Raw genomic sequence first — 18,097 nt, 5'->3', positions numbered from 1 at the left:
CCCGTATGGCGTAACGCCAAGGAAAGTCAGGTCAAGAGCACTTATGGATATCCGCAATATCGCCATTATCGCGCACGTCGATCATGGCAAGACCACACTGGTCGACCAGCTTCTTAAACAGTCCGGTTCCTTCCGTGACAACCAGCACGTCGCTGAACGCGCCATGGACAGCAACGACCTCGAGCGCGAGCGTGGCATCACCATTCTTGCCAAGTGCACGTCGGTGGTGTGGAAAGATACCCGCATCAACATCATCGACACCCCGGGCCATGCCGATTTCGGCGGCGAGGTGGAGCGTATCCTGAGCATGGTTGACGGTGCCGTCGTGCTCGTCGATTCCGCCGAAGGCGCACTGCCCCAGACCAAGTTCGTGGTGGGCAAGGCGCTCGCGCGCGGCCTGAAGCCGATCGTGGTCGTGAACAAGATCGACCGTGGCGATGCCCGCCCCGATGAAGTGCATAACGAGATTTTCGATCTGTTCGCAGCCCTTGGCGCCAATGACGAGCAGCTCGACTTCCCCATGCTCTACGCCTCGGGCCGCCAGGGCTGGGCCGATACCGAGATCGATGGTCCGCGCAAGGACCTCTCGCCCATGTTCGACCTGATCCTGAGCCACGTGCCGCCGCCGAAGGTCAACAAGGACGCGCCGTTCGCGATGGTCGCCACCATCCTCGAGAACGACAACTTCCTTGGCCGCGTGCTGACCGGCCGCGTCGAGCAGGGCGTTGCGAAGATGAACATGCCGGTGCATGTGCTGCGCCCCGATGGCTCGGTGGTTGAAACCGGCCGCCTGACCAAGCTGCTCTCCTTCCGTGGCCTTGACCGCGTGCCGGTGGAAGAAGTCGAAGCTGGTGACATCGTGGCCGTGGCCGGCCTGTCCGAAGCGACGATTCCCGAGACGATCGCAGCCCTTGAAGTCAAGGAGCCGCTGCCCTCAACCCCGGTTGATCCGCCGACGCTGTCCATGACCTTCCGCCTCAACGATGGCCCGCTTGGCGGCCGCGAGGGCAAGAAGGTCACCTCGCGCCAGATCCGTGACCGCCTGTTCAAGGAAACGGAAGGCAACATCGCCATCCGCGTGTCCGAAAGCCCCGAGAGTGAGGCCTTCGAGGTCGCAGGCCGTGGCGAACTCCAGCTTGGCGTGCTGATCGAGCAGATGCGCCGCGAAGGCTTCGAGCTGACCATCGGCCGCCCCCGCGTGCTGTTCCGCACCAATGAGGAAACCGGCGAGCGCGAAGAGCCGTTCGAGGAAGTCCTGATCGACGTGGACGAGCCGTATTCGGGCGTCGTGGTTGAAAAGATGGCCCTGCGCAAGGGCATCATGCAGGACATGCAGCCTTCGGGCGGTGGCAAGGTGCGCCTGAGCTTCCTCATCCCCTCACGCGGGCTGATCGGCTATCATGGCGAATTCCTGACCGACACGCGCGGATCGGGCATCATGAACCGCCTGTTCCATGGCTACCAGCCTTATGTCGGGCCGATTGCCGGGCGCCGCAACGGCTCGCTGATCTCGTCGGAAGACGGGGCGACCACACAGTATTCGCTGTTCTCGCTGCAGGACCGTGGCACGCTGTTCGTCGATGCGGGCGAGAAGGTTTACGTGGGCATGATCATCGGCGAGCATTCGCGCGAGAATGATCTTGAAGTGAACCCGGTCCGTGAAAAGAAGCTGACCAACATCCGCGCCGCCGGCAAGGACGAGGCCCTGCTGCTGATCCCGCCGCGCAAGATGAACCTCGAGCAGGCGATTGCCTATATCGAGGATGATGAACTCGTTGAGGTCACGCCGTCTGCCGTGCGTATCCGCAAGCGCTATCTCGACCCGCACGAGCGCAAGAAGCGCGAGCGTTCGGGTTCGGTTGACTGATTTCTGCCCGGCGCAGGGGTGGCTGCAATCTTTAGTAACGTTTCAGTTCTTGAGATTGCGGTCGCCTTGCGGCAGAAGTGAGAACATATCCATAAATTTAAGAATTTTAATTCAGGACGACTTTCCTGCTTCATGGTAGAGCAGGGAAGCCAGACCGGCTGGCACGATTCGTCAGCCGATTGGCGTATTGGGACATAGAGTCCTGAGTTCTGGAGTATTTTTATATGATCGTTTCCACCCGTCGTTTCCTGGCTGCCCTGTCCGCTGTTGCCGTCATGGGCGTTGCAGCACCTGTCATGGCGCAGACCGAGCCGACCACCCCGGCCGTTTCCGCGCCGCAGCATGTGCCTGACGCAGCCGAGGGCACGGCTCCGGCTGAAGCTGGCGCGAAAAAGAAGCATCACGGCGGCAGCCATCATAATGGCACGCGTCACCATGGCGCCAAGAAGGACGCGGCGGCTCCGGCTGCTGCTGCTCCGGCCGCCCAGTAATTCCCGCATTCCCGTAACCGGCTCCTTCCTCGGGGCTGGTTACGGCTGCACGAAAAAAGCCCGGTTTACGCCGGGCTTTTTTTTGGGCGCCGCCTTTTTTCAGCGAAGGCGGCGTTTGTGGTGATGAAAGGCCTGCCTGACTTCAGGCCGTGGCGTAGCGGTCTATGGACAGGTCGAGGCAGGGAATCTCGGTGGGCTTGTTGCTCATGCGGTCGGCCAGCACGCGGCCCGAGCCGCAGGCCATGGTCCAGCCCAGCGTGCCGTGCCCGGTATTGAGCCACAGGTTGGCAAAGCGCCCCGCAGGCCCGATGACCGGCGTGCCATCGGGCGTGCTCGGGCGCAGCCCGGTCCAGTAAGCGCCCTGCGACAGATCGCCGCTCGCGCCAAACAGTTCGCTGAACGAAAGCTCGAGCAGTTCGCGCCGGTCGCGGCTCAGGCGCAGGTTGTAGCCGGTCAGTTCCGCCGTGCCGCCAATGCGGATCCGCTCGCCCAGCCGCGTGACCGAGACCTTGTGGGTCGCGTCATTGACGGTGGAGACCGGCGCGCGGGCCGGATCGGTGACCGGCAGCGTCAGCGAATAGCCCTTGGTGGGGTAAACCGGCAGCTTTATGCCCAGAGGGCGTAGCAGCAGCGGGGAATAGCTGCCCATCGACACCACATAGGCATCTGCCGTCATGCGGCCCATGGAGGTGCGCACGCCCAGAATATCGGTGGCCGAGGCATCAAGCGCCTCGATATTGGTCTCGTAATGGAAGGTGACGCCGAGTTCCTCTTCCGCCTTCTGGGCCAGACGGGCGGTGAACATGTGGCAGTCGCCCGATTCATCGCCGGGCAGGCGCAGGCCGCCCTGGAACAGGTGGCGGTTTTCCATCAGGCCCGGCTCGTGGCGGGCGATGTCATCGGGGCTGAGGAACTCGTGGGCAACGCCCGCAAGGTCGAGCAGCTTCATGTCGCGGGCCGCGGCATCCACCTGCTTTTGCGTGCGGAAAAGCTGGATCAGGCCGCGCTGTTCATCATCATAGGTGATGCCGGTATCGCGGCGCAGGGTATCGAGGCAGTCACGGCTGTAGGTTGCAATGCGCAGCATGCGGGACTTGTTGATATCGTAGTCATGCGCGTTGCAGTTGGCCAGAAGCTGCTCGAGCCAGCGCATCATGGCCAGATCGAAGCGCGGGCGCACGACGATGGGCGCGTGGGGGCCGACCATCCAGCGCAGTACCTTGAGCGGCAGCGCGGGCTCGGCCCAGGGAGAGGAAAAACCCGGCGAGATCTGGCCCGCATTGGCAAACGAGGTTTCCATCGCGGCGGCGGGCTGGCGGTCGATGACCGTGACCTCGTGGCCTTCCCTGGCGAGATACCATGCCGCCGTCACGCCAACCACGCCCGCGCCCAGAACGATAACTTTCACGGTCTGTCCCTTATTCTTCCGTCATCAACACATCGGGGATGCGCCAGACGGAAGCAATGGTCAACCGTTTCTGTTATGACAGGACCGGATGGCTGAAATCCGCCACCGCCTAGCCTGCGGGCACGCCCTTGCTGGTCGAATATTCAAAATGCAGCGCCCTGTCAGGGTGCACGATGGGGTGGATGGCATGCGCCGCCATGGCCCCTTCGGCAAAGCCCTGGAGGATCAGCTTGAGCTTGCCGGGATAGGTCGCGACATCGCCTACCGCGAAAATGCCGGCCAGGCTGCTCTCGCAGGTGGAAGGGGTAACGGGAATGGTGCCGCGCAGGGTGTCGAGTCCCCACTGGGCAATTGGCCCAAGGTCGGTCGCCAGCCCGAAAAAGGGCAGCAGGTGGTCACACGCCACATGCCTTACCGTGCCATCGAGCGTGGCAAGGTCCACGCCCGCGAGTTGGCCATCCGTGCCGTGCAGGCCATGCAGCTGGTAGCCGATGATCTTTTCCACTTCGCCACGGCCTACGGCCTCGTCAAGCTGGCGCAGGCTTTCGGGGGCGGCGCGAAAGCGGTCGCGGCGGTGCACCAGCTTCACGCTGCGCGCGACCTCGCGCAGGGACAGCGCCCAGTCCACCGCTGAATCGCCACCGCCCGCAATCAGTACGTCCCTGCCCGCAAAATCGGCGCGGCGGCGCACAAAATACTGCACGCTACCCGTAGCCTCGAAAGCGGCCAGCCCCTCAAGCGGGGGGCGGTTGGGGCCAAACGCGCCAGCACCGGCCGCGATGATGACGGCATGGGCTGCAATCACGTCGCCTTTGTCAGTGCCGAGGCGAAAGGCGCCGCGTGTGCCCTCGAGCCGCTCCACCCGGCGGCCAAGCAGGCGCGGCACGTCAAAGGGCGCGATCTGGCGGTCGAGCGCCTCGATCAGCGCGCCGCCCTCGATTGCGGGGTGGGCGGGAATGTCATAGATCGGTTTTTCAGGGTAGAGCGCTGCGCACTGGCCGCCAATTTCATCAAGCGCATCAATCAGCACGCAGCCAAGTTTGAGCATGCTGCATTCAAAGGCGGCGAACAGCCCGGCAGGGCCCGCTCCAATAATGGCGACATCGGTGGTGTGGGTGGGGGAGGGCGTGATCATGTCCGGCTCAGCTGTCCTGCAGTCCGTGGTCTGGTTAAAGGCATATGTCAGGTGCGGTTTTGCTTGGTTGTGCCCGCAGGCGCAAGCCTCGGGCGCGGTCTGGCGTGTGACGATGGCGTGCGTTGTTGTGCTAAACTATTGAAAAGAAAACCCTCCTTGCGCAACCAGGGCGCAGGATATGAAAACGGTTTTCCATGCGCGCCCCTGCCATCCCCCTTGTGCGCGGAGGCAGGGCGGGGGCACACTGGCCGCATGGATGCAAACCCGTTCGTGCGTGAAATTTCCCTGCCCGACCCTCAGGCCACGCAGGCGCTGGGCCGGGCGCTGGCCGCCGTGCTGCGCCCCGGCGATGTCGTGCTGCTGGAAGGTGATCTGGGGGCTGGCAAGACCACGCTGGCCCGCGCCCTGCTGCGCGCCCTGTGCGGGGATGCGGAAATGGAAGTGCCCAGCCCGTCCTATACGCTGGTGCAGGTCTATGAAGCGCCGCTGGCTCCGATCTCGCATTTTGACCTGTGGCGGCTTGATGGCCCCGATGCCCTGCATGAGCTGGGGTGGGATGAGGCGTGCGAGGGCATCGTGCTGGTTGAATGGCCAGAGCGGCTGGGCAACCTGACACCCCCTGATGCGCTGCGCGTGAGCCTTGTGCCCGATGCGGCGGGCGGGCGCGTGGCCCGGCTGGCAGGTGGTGGCGGGCGGCTGGCGCAGTTGACGAACCTCGATACAGGAGATGCCCCATGAGCGTGAACATGCCCCGTACCGCCATGGTTTTTGCCGCAGGGCTGGGGCGGCGCATGCGGCCGCTGAGCGAAGCGGTGCCCAAGCCGTTGCTGCGCGTGGCGGGTCAGCCGATTCTCGATCATGTGCTTGACCGGCTCGAGGCGGCGGGTGTTGCGCAGGTGGTGGTCAATGCCCACTGGCAGCCCGATGCCATCCATGCGGCGCTGGCCGCGCGGGCGGCTGCCCATCGTGGCCCCCGCACGGTTGAACAGGTGGAGGAAACCCTGCTTGAAACCGGCGGCAGTGCCGCAAGTGCCCTGCGCGCGGGCCGGATCGGGCCGGACCCGTTCTTTCTGCTCAATGGCGATGCCATGTGGCTCAACGGCCCGGTGCCTGCCCTGCGGCGGCTGGCGGCGGCGTTCGACCCTGCCAGCATGGACGCCATGCTGCTGCTTGGCGGCATGACGCGTGCGGTGGGCGAGGTGGGCCATGGCGATTTTGCCGTCGATGCCCACGGCAGGCCGCGCCGCCCGCGCGCGGGCGAGATTACGCCCTATATCTTTACCGGCGTGCAGATCTGCTCGCCCCGGCTGTTCGATGCAGCGCCCGAAGGCGGCTTCAGCATGAACCGGCTGTGGGATAAGGCAATGGAGGCAGGCCGCCTGGGTGTGATCGTGCATGATTCGCTGTGGTTCCACCTCTCACGCCCGGCCGATATCGCGGCCGCCGAGCGCGTGCTGCATTCAACCCTGAACCCCGATTCGGATTCCGGCCTGTGAGCCAGCCCGAAGCCCCTGCCCTGCGCGGTCGGGCGGCCGTCATTCCGCCGCATGTGCCATTTGTGGACCAGATTGCCGCGCGCTGGCTGGCGCAGGCGGGGCATGACGCGCAGGCCTGCGGCACCGGCCTGATCCTGCTGCCCAGCCGCCGCGCCGCCCGCGCCCTGACCGAGGCCTTCGTGCGGCAGGTCGATGGTCGCCCCATCCTGCTGCCGCGCATCGCCCCCATTGCCGGGCTTGATGAGGCGGCCCTTGCGCTCTCGGGTCGCAATGCGCTTGACCTGCCGCCCGCGGTCGACCCCATCCGCCGCCTTGCCACGCTTACGCTGCTGGTCATGCAGGCAGGCCGCGCCTTTGGTGATGTGCAGGGCGTAGACCAGGCCTGGCCGCTGGCCCGCGCGCTGGCTGACCTGATGGATGAGGCGGAATGGGCCGAATGCGACCTGTGCGAGCGCCTGCCCCATGCCGCCGAGGGCGATTTTGCCCAGCACTGGCACCTGACCGTGCAGTTCCTGTCCATCATCACCCAGGTCTGGCCCGCATGGCTGGCCGAGCAGGGGGTGATGAACCCCGTCGCCCGCCAGACTGCCCTGCTGCATGCGCAGGCCGCGCGCTGGCTGGAGGTGCCACCACCGGCAGGCTACCCCATCTGGGCGGCAGGTTTTTCCGATGCCGTGCCCTCCACCATCGCCATGCTGCGCGCCGTGCTGTCGCTGCCCGATGGGCTGCTGGTGCTGCCGGGCGTGGATATGGACTGCGCCGATAACGTCTGGTGCAACTTGCCGCCCGACCACCCGCAGGCGGGCACCGCGCACATGCTGGCCGAACTCGGCCTTGAGCGGGCCTGCATGGAAAAGTGGGAGGATGTGCCACCGGGATGCGTTGCCAGCAGCCCCATCCCGCGCGCCAGCCTGCTGGCCCGCGCCCTGCTGCCCGCCCATGCGCTGGCGGGCTGGCGCGACCCCGAGGCTCCGGTCATGGCCGATGGCCTGTCGGTACTGCGCAGCACCGACCAGCAGGAGGAAGCGGCGGCCATTGCGATGGTGCTGCGCCAGGTGCTCGAGCAGCCCGGCAGGCGCGCCGCCCTCGTCACCCCCGACCGTGCGCTGGCCGGGCGCGTTGCGACCGAACTGGTGCGCTGGGGCGTCATTGCCGATGACAGCGCGGGCGAAAGCCTGCTCACCATACCGCAGACCGCTTTCCTGCGGCTGATCATACAGGCGGTGGATGGCGGGCTTTCGCCCGTGGCGCTGCTTTCGGTCATCAAGCACCCGCTGGCGGCGTGTGGCCTTGCGCCGGGCAACTGCCGCGCCAGCGCCCGCCAGCTCGAGCGGCTGGTGCTGCGCGGCCCCGCCCCGCCACCGGGCATTGCCGGGCTGAGGGGCGCGCTGGCGCGGGCGGCGCAAGACCCGCACGGCGCGCTGGCCGATGCGCCCGACGCGCCGGAGGAAATCACCGGCTTCATCAACCGGCTCGAAACAGCTTTCGGTCCGCTGCTCGCCCTGCCGCGCGCGAGTCTGGTGCCGGTTTCCACCCTGCTTGCCGCCCTGATCGAGACCGCGCAGGCGCTTGCCGCGACCGACACCACCGATGGCGCCGAGCGCCTGTGGGCCGGTGAGGAAGGCAACGCGCTGGGTCAGCACATGAGTGGCATGCTGGCATGGTGCGACGTGCTGCCCGAGGCCCGGCTGGGCGCGCTGGACGGGCTGCTGGCCTCCTCGCTGGCGGGCATGACGGTGCAGGGGCGGCGCGCGGTGCGTGGGCGCGAGGGCACGGCGGTGCATCCGCGCGTGTTCATCTGGGGCCTGCTTGAAGCGCGATTGCAGACGGCCGACACCATCGTGCTTGGCGGCCTGGTCGAGACCGTCTGGCCCCCCGCCACCGATCCAGGGCCATGGATGAGCCGCCCCATGCGCACCCGCGTGGGTCTGCCCTCGCCGGAATGGGCCATAGGCCAGGCCGCGCATGACTTCGTCTCGTGCGCCTGTGCTGCGCCAAGGGTCGTGCTGTCCATGGCGGCACGGCGGCAGGGCGCGCCGACCGTGCCCGCGCGGTGGCTGGTCAGGCTCAATGCCTATCTGGCGGGGCACGGCTACGGCCTGCCGCCGCACCCCGCCCTGCGCTGGCTTGACAGCCTCGACCGCCCGCCCGGCGGGCTGGTGCAGCCTGCCAGCCCGCCGCGTCCGTGCCCGGCAGTCGCCCTGCGCCCTCGCAGCCTGTCAGTGACCGAGATCGAGACATGGATGCGCGACCCCTACGCCATCTATGCCCGCCGCATCCTGCGCCTCAACCGCCTGCCCGACCTTGAGGAACTGGCGGATGCTGCGGATTACGGGCAGATCGTGCACGCGGCCCTTGATGAGTGGTTCAGCGCCCACCCCACCGACTGGCCGGCAGAGGGCGCGACCGAAATGCAGGCCGTCTTTACCGATGTGCTGCGCAGGGCTGAACTGCGCCCGGCCCTTGCCGCCTGGTGGGCGCCAAGGCTGGAACGCATCGCCACATGGTGCGCCCGGACCGAACAGGCGCGGCGGGCCACGGGTGGCGCGCGTGAGGTGCTGACCGAACTGAGCGGACGCATGCAACTCGAAGGCCTGCCCGGCGGCCCCTTCACCCTGCGCGGCCGGGCCGACCGGATTGATCGCAACGGTGATGGCACGCTGAGCCTGTTCGATTACAAGACCGGCACCCTGCCCACGCGGCGCAGCGTGCTGGAGGGCTGGCAGTCGCAACTGGTGCTTGAGGCCGCGATGATTGAAAATGGCGGCTTTCCGCCCCCTATCGCGGGCACGGTGGCGGAACTGGTCTACTGGCGGCTGACCGGCGGCCATGTGCCAGCCCTGGTGCTCGACGTGGCGCGCGGGGAGGAGCTGACCGATCTGATCGCGTCATGCCGCGCGGGGCTGCGTGATCTGGTGGCCGGTTACGACAATCCCGACCAGCCCTATCTGTCGCACCCCTATCCCGGCGAGGAACCCCGCTTTGCCGATTACGCCCATCTGGCCCGCGTTGCGGAATGGAGTGCGGCGCGTGAGGAGAATGGCGGATGAACGTGTTCCCCCCAAAGGCCGACACCACGATGGACGCCATCGGCCTTGCCAATCGCAGCCAGGCGCAGGCATCGGACCCGCAGGCATCGGTGTTTGTCTCGGCCTCGGCGGGTAGTGGCAAGACCAAGCTGCTGATCGACCGGCTGCTGCGCCTCATGCTGCCGCGTGACGTGCCCGACCGTGACGGCGTGCCCACCCGTGTCGCGGGCAGCGACCCCGGTCGCATCCTGTGCCTGACCTTTACCAAGGCGGCGGCAGCCGAAATGTCGATCCGCCTGCAGGACCGGCTGGGCCAGTGGGTCATGCTGCCTGATGCGGCGCTGGATGGGGAACTTGCCCGCCTGTCGGTGCCGGTGGATGAGCGCACGCGCGAGGTGGCGCGTGAACTGTTTGCCCGCGTGCTTGATCTGCCCGGCGGCATGCGCATTGGCACCATCCATGCCTTCTGCCAGTCGCTGCTGCGGCGCTTCCCCATTGAAGCCGCGATCAGCCCGCATTTCACCCTGATCGAGGAAACCGATGCCCGCCTGGCCCAGCGCGCGGCGGTGGAGGACGTGGTGGGCGCGGGCGGCCCCGCCGTGGGGCTGCTGGCGGGTCAGATCGGCATGGGTGACTTTACGTCCCTGATCGCGCGGTTGCAGGCGCATGCCCGCCGCCTGCTGCCGGTGGCGCGGCAGTGGGTGCGCGACCGGGCCAGTGTCGAGGCTGCCCTGATGCGCCTGCTGGGCATAAGCGGGCGCAGCGTGGAGGAGGTGCTGCGCCAGGCCTGCGCCACCATCCCCGATGAGGACGCCCTGCGCGACGGCCTGCGTTACGCGGCGCAGGAAGGATCGCCCACCGTCAGGACGCAGGCCGAAATCATGCTGGCCTGGCTGGGGCAGGATGCGGCGGCCCGCGCGGCACAATGGCCCGTGTGGCGCAAGGCGCTGCTGAAAAACGATGGCGCGCCCCGTCAGCGCGGCGGGCTGAACGCCAAACTTGCCGCCGCGCGCCCGGTGCTGGTCGAACAGCTGCTGGCGGAGGCGGCGCGCATCATCGCCATTGAGCAGCAGATGCGTGCGATCACGGTGTTTGAACTGACCTGCGCGCTGCTCTCGGTCGCGCAGCCGGTGCTGGAGCGTTACGCCACGCGCAAGAGCGCGCAGGGCATGGTTGATTATGATGACCTGATCGACCGCACGCTCGAACTGCTGCGTGACCCCGGTGCGGCGTGGGTACTCTACAAGCTCGACGGCGGCATCGACCACCTTCTGCTTGATGAGGTGCAGGATACATCATTCGACCAGTGGGCCATCGCGGGGGGGCTGACGGCGGAGTTCTTCGCAGGCGAAGGCACGCATGATGACGAGGGCACGCCGCGCACCATCTTCGCGGTGGGGGACTACAAGCAGTCGATCTATTCGTTTCAGGGGGCCGACCCCGAGGCCTTCCGCGCGTGGCGGCAGCGCTTTCGCCACAGTGCGGCGGCAGCCGGGGCCCTGTGGCGCGAACCGGCCCTGACCGTTTCCTTCCGCTCCACCGCCCCGGTGCTCAAACTGGTGGACAGCGTGTTCGCCAACGCCGCCGCCGCCCGGGGCGTGGCCGAGCCCGATGGCACCATTCCCCCCCATGTCACCGCCCGCCCCGGCCAGGGCGGCCGCGTCGAGATCTGGCCCCCCGTGCCGGTGGAGGAGGATGGCGAGGCAGTCAGCCCCTGGCAGGCCCCCAGCCAGAACGCGGGCCAGTCCACTGCCCAGCAGCGCCTGGCCGATACGCTGGCCGCCTGGATTGCAGCCGAACTGCGCAGGCCCCCGGCACCGGGCGAGGCCCCGCTTGCGCCGGGTGACGTGCTGATTCTCGTGCCGCGTCGCTCGGCCTTCGCCCGCGCCCTGATCCGCGCGCTGAAAACGAACGACGTGCCGGTGGCCACCCTCGTGCGCACCGTGCTGACCGACCAGCTTGCCGTGCAGGATCTCATGGCGCTGTGCGCGTGTCTGCTCCTGCCGCAGGATGACCTGACGCTGGCCTGCGTGCTGACCTCGCCCATTGGCGGGCTGGATGATGAGTCGCTCATGCATCTTGCAACGGGCCGCGATGGCAAACCGCTCTGGGCCGTGCTGCGCGCGCGCCATACCGAGCGCCCGGACTGGGCGGCGGCATGGCATATCCTCAACACGCTGTTCCGGCAGGTGGACTACGCAACCCCCTACCAGCTTCTGGCCGAGGCCCTTGGGCCGCTGGGGGCGCGCACGCGGCTGCTGGCCCGCCTTGGGCCGGAGGCGGTGGAGCCGGTGGATGAACTGCTCTCCGCCGCGCTGCGCTTTGAGGAGGCGCATGCCATCTCGCTGCAGGGCTTCCTGCACTGGCTCAATGCCTCGGATGAGACCGTGCGCCATGAGCCTGACGCCTCGGCCAACATGGTGCGCGTCATGACCGCGCACGGGGCCAAGGGGCTGCAGGCGCGGCTGGTGGTGCTGCCCGATACCATCGCCAGCCCCCGCTCTGACACCAACATCCTGTGGAAAAAGGACCAGCAGACCGGTCTCGACATCCCCATCTGGGTGCCCCGCCGCGAGCTGACCACCGACCTGACCGCAGCCTTGCAGGACAAGATCAAACAGGAGGCGGCGGAGGAATATAACCGTCTGCTTTACGTGGCGTTGACCCGTGCGAGCGACCGGCTGGTCATATGCGGCTGGAAGCCCAGCCGGGGCGTGCCCGATGGCTGCTGGTATGACCTGTGCCACCGTGGTTTCGAGCAGGCAGGCGCCGAGGCCCGGCCTTTTGATCTGGGCTGGGAGGGTGAAAGCCTGGTGCTGGAGGAAAAGCGCAGCGTGTCCGCGCCCATGCCCCGGTCGCAGGCCCCGGCGCTGGAGGTGGAACCCGTCGCCTTGCCGGAGTGGATGGGCCACGCGCCGCTGTGGCGGCCCGTGCTGCCCGTGGCGGAAGGCCCGCTGGCCCGCCCGCTTGCGCCCAGCCGGCCCGATGATGTGGCCCTTGGCCCGCAGCCTGCCGTGCGCTCGCCGCTGGTCTCGGCCAGCACGGTGCGCGACCGGGCGGATGCCACGGCCCGGCGCGCCCGCGCCCTGCAACGCGGGCAACTGGTGCATGCCCTGTTGCAGTACCTGCCCGACTGCGCGCCCGATGCGCGTGCGGATCTGGCCCATGCCTGGCTGTCGCGCCCGGCGGCGGGGCTTGCGCCCGAACTGCGTGATGAACTGGTGGCGGAGGTGCTCGCGGTCATGGAGCGGCCAGAGCTTGCGGCCCTGTTTGCGCCTGGCAGCCGCGTGGAGCAGCCCCTGGCCGGAATCGTGGGCGAGCAGGTGATCGTGGGGCAGGTGGACCGCATGGCGGTCAATGCCGATACGGTCATGGTGTGCGACTTCAAGACCAACCGCCATCCACCAGCCGATATTGGGCAGACCCCCGTGCTCTACCTGCGCCAGATGGCGGCCTACCGCGCCCTGTTGCGCGGGGTCTATCCCGGCAGGCAGGTTGTGTGCGTGCTGGTCTGGACCGAGGGCGTGCGCGTTGACATCCTGCCCGCGGCACTGCTGGACCATTATGCGCCGGACCGGGTTGCCTTAAAGGGGTCGGTACGGGCTTGACCGCGTGCCGGGCGATTGCCATGTCAGCAGGACGCAAGGACACAGGCAGCCATGGCTGCCGTAAATGGAGCATTGAGTGATGGGTGAAAACACGATTGCGGTCAGCGATGACCAGTTCAAGACGCTGGTGCTCGACTCGAAGGAGCCGGTTCTGGTTGATTTCTGGGCTGAATGGTGCGGCCCGTGCAAAATGATCGCGCCCGCGCTGGAAGAGCTCGGCGGCGAGTTCAAGGGCCGCATGACCGTGGCCAAGGTCGATATCGACAATAATCTCCGCACCCCCAACGAATATGGCGTACGCAGCATTCCCACTCTGGTCCTGTTCAAGGATGGCAAGCCCGTAGCCCAGCAGACCGGTGCGATGCCCAAGAGCCAGCTCAAGGCATGGGTTGAATCCAAGCTCGGCTGATTATCAGTAAAAAGTTTTTGGGTGCCGCCTTTTTTTAAAAAGGCGGCGTTCTTTTAAAGCTTTTTTGTGAAAAAAAGCTTTACCAAAACCTTTTATTCCGTCCGTTTAACGCCCGCTAGCAACATCGGTCCATGTCGTGGGTACAGCTCCCGCATGAGCCAGCCCCGAGCGAAAGCCCGGCGCGCAGAGCGTGCGGAACTCGGCCTCATGTTCGTAAGTCGGCATGAGCCGCTGTAACAGTCTGTTCTTGGCCGTGGCCGGGTGGAAATAGATTTCCGACAGACCATCAGGCAGGTGGGCGGCCAGCGCCGAGACGCGCTCGGTCGTCATGTGCCCGCTCCATGCCAGGCCAAAGCACCAGTCATTCGTCACCAGCCCGGCCTTATGCGCCTGATGGCGTAAAAGCCCGGTCCACCGCCGCAGGGCGGCATCGCCCAGCGTGTCGGCATAGGTGCCGGCCGCGCGGAGTGGCTCGGGTGGCTCGAGCGGCACGCGCACCGCGCGCAGGCCATGGCGCAGGCCGCTTTCAATCAGGTAGCGCCCCACGGTGGGGTGCAGATGCATGTGCTTGTGCGCGTTGGCGTGGTCCAGCATAAGCCCGGTTGCGGCAAAGGCGCGGAACTGCGCCTCGATCTCGGCAGCCAGTTCACGCCGCACGGCAGGCCGAAAGAAATATTCCACCCCCCGCTTGAGCTGGTCGGAGGGGAACAGACCATCCTGCGGAACCAGCAGCGGAATATCGGCAGGCGGCAGGGTGGCCGGGCCTTCAATGGCTACAAGGTGCAGCCCCACCCGCAGGTCAGGCAGCTTTTTGGCGCGGCGTACGGCATCGGCGGCGGCGGGGCCGGAAACCATCAGGCTCGCGGTTGACAGCAATCCATCCCGATGGGCGATCTCGATGGCCTCGTTGACTTCTTCCGACAGGCCGAAATCGTCGGCGGATATGATGACGCGCTTCATGCTGGAAAACCGGGTGGCTTGAAAAAAGAAATGCCGGAACCCGAAGGTTCCGGCATGGGGCGTGGCGGGATCAGGCCGCGCGGCGTTCGCGCAGGAACTGGAAGAACTCCACCCCTTCGCGCAGGCGGCGCTTCATCATCTGCGGGCTGCGCACCATCTCGTTCAGGATCGAGGCGATCTTGGGCGCACGGAAGTAGAACTTCCGGTAGAATTCTTCCACGCTCTGGAAGATCTCGGTGTGTGACAGGTGCGGGTAGTGCAGCGGTGCGATCTGCACGCCGTTGTCATCGATCAGCTCGGCGTTCTTTTCATCCAGCCAGCCATTCTCGGTCGCCTGCTGGTGCAGGAACGTGCCGGGATAGGGCGCTGCCAGCGAAACCTGCAGCGTGTGCGGGTTGATCTCGGTGGCGAAGCGGATGGTTTCCTGAATGGTTTCCTTCGTCTCGCCCGGCAGGCCGAGGATGAAGGTGCCATGGATCTTGATGCCGAGTTCATGGCAGTTCTTGGTGAACTCGCGGGCCGTCTCGACGCGCATGCCCTTTTTGATGTTGTGCAGGATCTGCTGGTTGCCGCTCTCGTAACCCACGAGCAGCAGGCGCAGGCCGTTGGCCTTGAGCACTTCCAGCGTCTTGCGGGGCACGTTCGCCTTGGCGTTGCACGACCAGGTTACGCCCAGCTTGCCGAGTTCCCTGGCAATCGCTTCGGCGCGCGGCAGGTCATCGGTGAAGGTATCGTCATCGAAGAAGAATTCCTTCACCTGCGGGAAGTACTGCTTCGCCAGGCGGATCTCGGCGGCCACGTGCTCGGGGCTGCGGGTGCGGTAGTGATGGCCGCCCACGGTCTGCGGCCACAGGCAGAAGGTGCAGCGCGACTTGCAGCCACGGCCGGTATAGATCGAGATGTAGGGGTGCATCAGGTAACCGATGAAGTAGTCTTCAATCTTCAGGTCACGCTTGTACACTTCGGTCACGAACGGCAGGCTGTCCATGTCCTCGATCATGGCGCGGTCGCGGTTGTGCACGATCTTGCCATCGGCATCGCGCCAGGAGATGCCATCGACATCCTTCCACTCGCGGCCTTCCGCCATTTCCTTGATGGTGAAGTCGAATTCGTTGCGCGCCACGAAGTCGACTGGCGGGGCATTGAGCAGGCTCTCTTCGGGCTGCACCGCCACCTTGGCGCCAACCATGCCGATCTTGACCTTGGGGTTGGCCTCCTTGAGCATCTGGGCCACGCGCACGTCCGATGCGAAGGAAGGCGTGGAGGTGTGCATGATGACGAGGTCGCGGTTGCGCACGTCTTCGAGGATCGGCTCCATGCCCATGCGGGCAGGCGGCGCATCGATCAGGCGGCTGCCCTCAACCATGGCGGCGGGCTGGGCCAGCCAGGTCGGGTACCAGAACGACTTGATTTCCCGCTTGGCCTGATAGCGGGAACCGGCCCCACCGTCGAATCCGTCAAACGAAGGCGGCTGGAGAAACAGGGTTTTCATCATGCTACGCGTATCCTCGGGTTCTGGCGGGGAACGGGGTTCCCTTAATACCCGTTCTTATTGACTACAGGGTGGGTTTTTAAAACGGTCCGGCGGGCTGGCGGGGGAGTCAGTCACCGGGGGAGGCGGGTTGCGATCGTGGTGTCATGACCGAATGGGGCGTGACATGCATCGTCTGCCCGCGCCAGGCAACCCTTGTGCCCGTCACGCTGCCTACCATGATCGCAGCTGAGATCCAGTCGCGCAGTGGCAGTAGCACTAACGGCAGCAGGCTGCGTTGCGCCAGTGTCCGGTCAAGGATGAAGGAACATACGCCCCGCCATCCCCACGCGCCAAGAAAGAAGAACCAGGTCCACGCCGCATGGGGTGCGAGCAGCACCGCGACCGTGGCCCAGAACAGGGGCAACTGGATGGCTGAGGCCGCATAGCCTGCCGGTTCCAGTGTCTTGACGGTGCGGCCCCAGCGCAGTTCATGCGCCAGCACCTCACGCATCGAGGTTTCGCCCACGGTGGTCCATGTCATGCACGCGGCAATGGCGATGTCCTTGCCATGCTCGCGCACGTAGCGGCCAAGAATCGCATCATCGGCCACATGGGGCACAAGGGCTTCGAGCCCGCCAATGGAGTCGAGCATGGAGCGCCGCAGCGCCATGGTGGCGCCAAGGCAGTCCTGCCGCCCGAGGTAGCGCGACAGCATGACGCCAGGCAGGAAGTTGTGGTTGATCTGGCAGGCCGCGAGCAGGCGCGGAACTGTGTTTGAGGCAGGCAGCCCGGCATAGAGCGTGGTCACGAGTCCCACATTGTCGGGCACCATCGCGCCCACCACGTGGCGCAGGTAATCGGGCGCCACGTGAATGTCCGAGTCGGAAATGACCAGCACATCATGCTTCACGCGGGTCATGATGTTGATCAGATTGCCGATCTTGCGGTTCACCCCATGGAAGGTGGAGTCGATCACCAGCTCCATCGGCACGTCCGGATGACGTTCCATCAGGCGGCGCACGATGGGGATGGCGGCATCATCCTCGGCCTGCACACCAAAGACGATCTGCATATGGGGATAATCCTGCGTGCAGAAGCTTTCGAGTGCTTCCTCAAGCAGGGGTTCATCCCCATGCAGCGGCTTGAGCACGGAGACCGGTGGCAGGGGCACTTCCCGGTCAACGCGTTTTTCCTGCCAGCGGAAACGCGAGACCAGGAAAGTGCCTACCGCTGCCTGCATGCACCCAGCGGCCGCGACAGTCGCAGCCAGTCCGGCGGGTGAAACAAGAGCGTTGAAAACAGACATTATTTTTCCGGCAAGGTCCCGCGCGCAAGGCAAAAATGAAAAAGACGTCAGGGAAGGGTCAGATTACTCTTCCGAGAAGGTCTTGATTTTCTTCTGTAACAGATTTGTCAGTTTTTGGACATTCCCGCCAGACAGGGCTGAGCTGAAATCCGCACGCTGTGCCGCAACCTGGCTGATATGGGCATTGAGCAGCACGTCAACGATCTGCCAGCCCTTGGCATCCGAGCGCATCACGTAATTGATTTCGGTCCCGCTCGGATCATCGGATGAGCCGATGTGCGTTATAACAATGCGGTCGTTACCCACCGGAGAGGGCGTGACAGCAGGATCGATGGTGAAGCGCGCGTCGCTGCCCGGCTTGAAGCTCGAGACATAGCGGGCGATCGTAAACTGGCGGAACGTGGCCAGAAGTTGCTGCTTCTGGTCAGCGGGCAGGGCAGCGTAGCGCGGGCCGATGGAGGAGGCGAGCACGGTCTCCATGTCATAGGCACGGTCGATCGAGGGAGCGAGCATCTGCGAGCGCTGCTCGAACGTGCCGCTGCCTTTGGCCTGCACGCGGTCAAGGGCCGCGTAAAGGGCCTTGATCGGCTCCTGCACCTGCGCGTCGGACGCGCTGGCGGCATGGGCTGCATGAATGGGGAAGACGGCAGGGATGACCGGTGCCGCCATCAGGCCGGCGCAAAGCGCCAGTGCGGTGGTTTTCAGGGCATGTTTCATAATGTTCATGATTTCGGTCCGTTTGCCGTCTTTAGCAAGGGCTTCGTCATGCTGATTCCGACACCCAGCGCATCAAGGGCGGTATTGGTAATGGCCACCGCATCCAGCCCGGCCTCATGGTACTGGGCCTCCTGGCTGTTATGGTCGATGAAGCGGTCGGGCAGGGTCATGGGGCGGAAGCGCACGCGGTCGAGCAG

14 protein-coding genes are annotated in these 18,097 nt (G+C 65.8%); 7 read left to right on the top strand and 7 right to left on the bottom strand.

Features of this window, described 5'->3' with window-relative positions:
- Positions 1-43: 43 nt before the first annotated feature.
- Both typA and CDI09_RS11615 read left to right on the top strand, forming a co-directional pair.
- Positions 44-1,867 (top strand): translational GTPase TypA, encoded by a 1,824-nt coding sequence (gene typA, locus CDI09_RS11620; RefSeq protein ID WP_078525091.1) that lies wholly within the window; start codon positions 44-46, stop codon positions 1,865-1,867.
- 224 nt (positions 1,868-2,091) lie between these two features.
- Positions 2,092-2,358, top strand: a complete 267-nt coding sequence (locus tag CDI09_RS11615; protein ID WP_110571334.1) for a hypothetical protein — start codon at positions 2,092-2,094, stop codon at positions 2,356-2,358.
- A gap of 142 nt (positions 2,359-2,500) precedes the next feature.
- Here CDI09_RS11615 and CDI09_RS11610 read toward each other — a convergent pair whose 3' ends face one another.
- On the bottom strand, positions 2,501-3,766 hold the full coding sequence (locus CDI09_RS11610) for a D-amino acid dehydrogenase (protein ID WP_078525089.1): 1,266 nt from the start codon (positions 3,764-3,766) through the stop codon (positions 2,501-2,503).
- 109 nt (positions 3,767-3,875) lie between these two features.
- Complete coding sequence (locus tag CDI09_RS11605) at positions 3,876-4,901, bottom strand: NAD(P)/FAD-dependent oxidoreductase (RefSeq protein WP_078525087.1); 1,026 nt, start codon at positions 4,899-4,901, stop codon at positions 3,876-3,878.
- A gap of 252 nt (positions 4,902-5,153) precedes the next feature.
- On the opposite strand from CDI09_RS11605, the gene tsaE reads away from it, so the two are divergent.
- The 5 genes from tsaE to trxA all read left to right on the top strand — a co-directional run bounded on the left by tsaE (position 5,154) and on the right by trxA (position 13,443).
- On the top strand, positions 5,154-5,639 hold the full coding sequence (gene tsaE, locus CDI09_RS11600; protein WP_167370181.1) for a tRNA (adenosine(37)-N6)-threonylcarbamoyltransferase complex ATPase subunit type 1 TsaE: 486 nt from the start codon (positions 5,154-5,156) through the stop codon (positions 5,637-5,639).
- On the top strand, positions 5,636-6,397 hold the full coding sequence (locus CDI09_RS11595) for a nucleotidyltransferase family protein (protein WP_078525085.1): 762 nt from the start codon (positions 5,636-5,638) through the stop codon (positions 6,395-6,397). Before tsaE ends, CDI09_RS11595 begins: the two co-directional genes overlap by 4 nt.
- Positions 6,394-9,447 carry a double-strand break repair protein AddB gene (gene addB / locus CDI09_RS11590; RefSeq protein ID WP_078525083.1) on the top strand — a complete coding sequence of 1,018 codons (3,054 nt, stop codon included), beginning with the start codon at positions 6,394-6,396 and terminating at the stop codon, positions 9,445-9,447. The genes CDI09_RS11595 and addB overlap by 4 nt, the downstream gene beginning before the upstream one ends.
- Entirely contained in the window at positions 9,444-13,034 is a 3,591-nt protein-coding gene (addA, locus tag CDI09_RS11585; RefSeq protein WP_078525081.1) for a double-strand break repair helicase AddA, read from the top strand. The genes addB and addA overlap by 4 nt, the downstream gene beginning before the upstream one ends.
- Positions 13,035-13,113: 79 nt before the next feature.
- Positions 13,114-13,443 (top strand): thioredoxin, encoded by a 330-nt coding sequence (gene trxA, locus CDI09_RS11580; RefSeq protein ID WP_078525079.1) that lies wholly within the window; start codon positions 13,114-13,116, stop codon positions 13,441-13,443.
- 105 nt (positions 13,444-13,548) lie between these two features.
- Here trxA and hpnK read toward each other — a convergent pair whose 3' ends face one another.
- The 5 genes from hpnK to CDI09_RS11555 form a co-directional block, all read right to left on the bottom strand.
- The gene (hpnK, locus tag CDI09_RS11575) at positions 13,549-14,403 is read right to left on the bottom strand and encodes a hopanoid biosynthesis-associated protein HpnK (RefSeq protein ID WP_078525077.1); all 855 of its coding nucleotides are present in this window, start codon (positions 14,401-14,403) and stop codon (positions 13,549-13,551) included.
- Positions 14,404-14,473: 70 nt separating this feature from the next.
- Positions 14,474-15,898, bottom strand: a complete 1,425-nt coding sequence (gene hpnJ, locus CDI09_RS11570; protein WP_078525075.1) for a hopanoid biosynthesis associated radical SAM protein HpnJ — start codon at positions 15,896-15,898, stop codon at positions 14,474-14,476.
- Positions 15,899-16,004: 106 nt separating this feature from the next.
- Positions 16,005-17,183 (bottom strand): bacteriohopanetetrol glucosamine biosynthesis glycosyltransferase HpnI, encoded by a 1,179-nt coding sequence (gene hpnI / locus CDI09_RS11565; RefSeq protein ID WP_078525073.1) that lies wholly within the window; start codon positions 17,181-17,183, stop codon positions 16,005-16,007.
- A gap of 63 nt (positions 17,184-17,246) precedes the next feature.
- Positions 17,247-17,909 (bottom strand): ABC transporter substrate-binding protein, encoded by a 663-nt coding sequence (locus tag CDI09_RS11560; RefSeq protein ID WP_078525071.1) that lies wholly within the window; start codon positions 17,907-17,909, stop codon positions 17,247-17,249.
- Positions 17,906-18,097 (bottom strand): hypothetical protein (locus CDI09_RS11555; protein WP_146220876.1); only part of this gene is annotated, 192 nt, incomplete at its 5' end. The genes CDI09_RS11560 and CDI09_RS11555, both read right to left, overlap by 4 nt.

It is taken from the genome of Komagataeibacter nataicola (genome assembly GCF_003207795.1).
Lineage (GTDB): Bacteria > Pseudomonadota > Alphaproteobacteria > Acetobacterales > Acetobacteraceae > Komagataeibacter > Komagataeibacter nataicola.
Note: the sequence above shows the minus strand (reverse complement) of the source record. Positions and strands in the feature narration are given on the sequence as shown.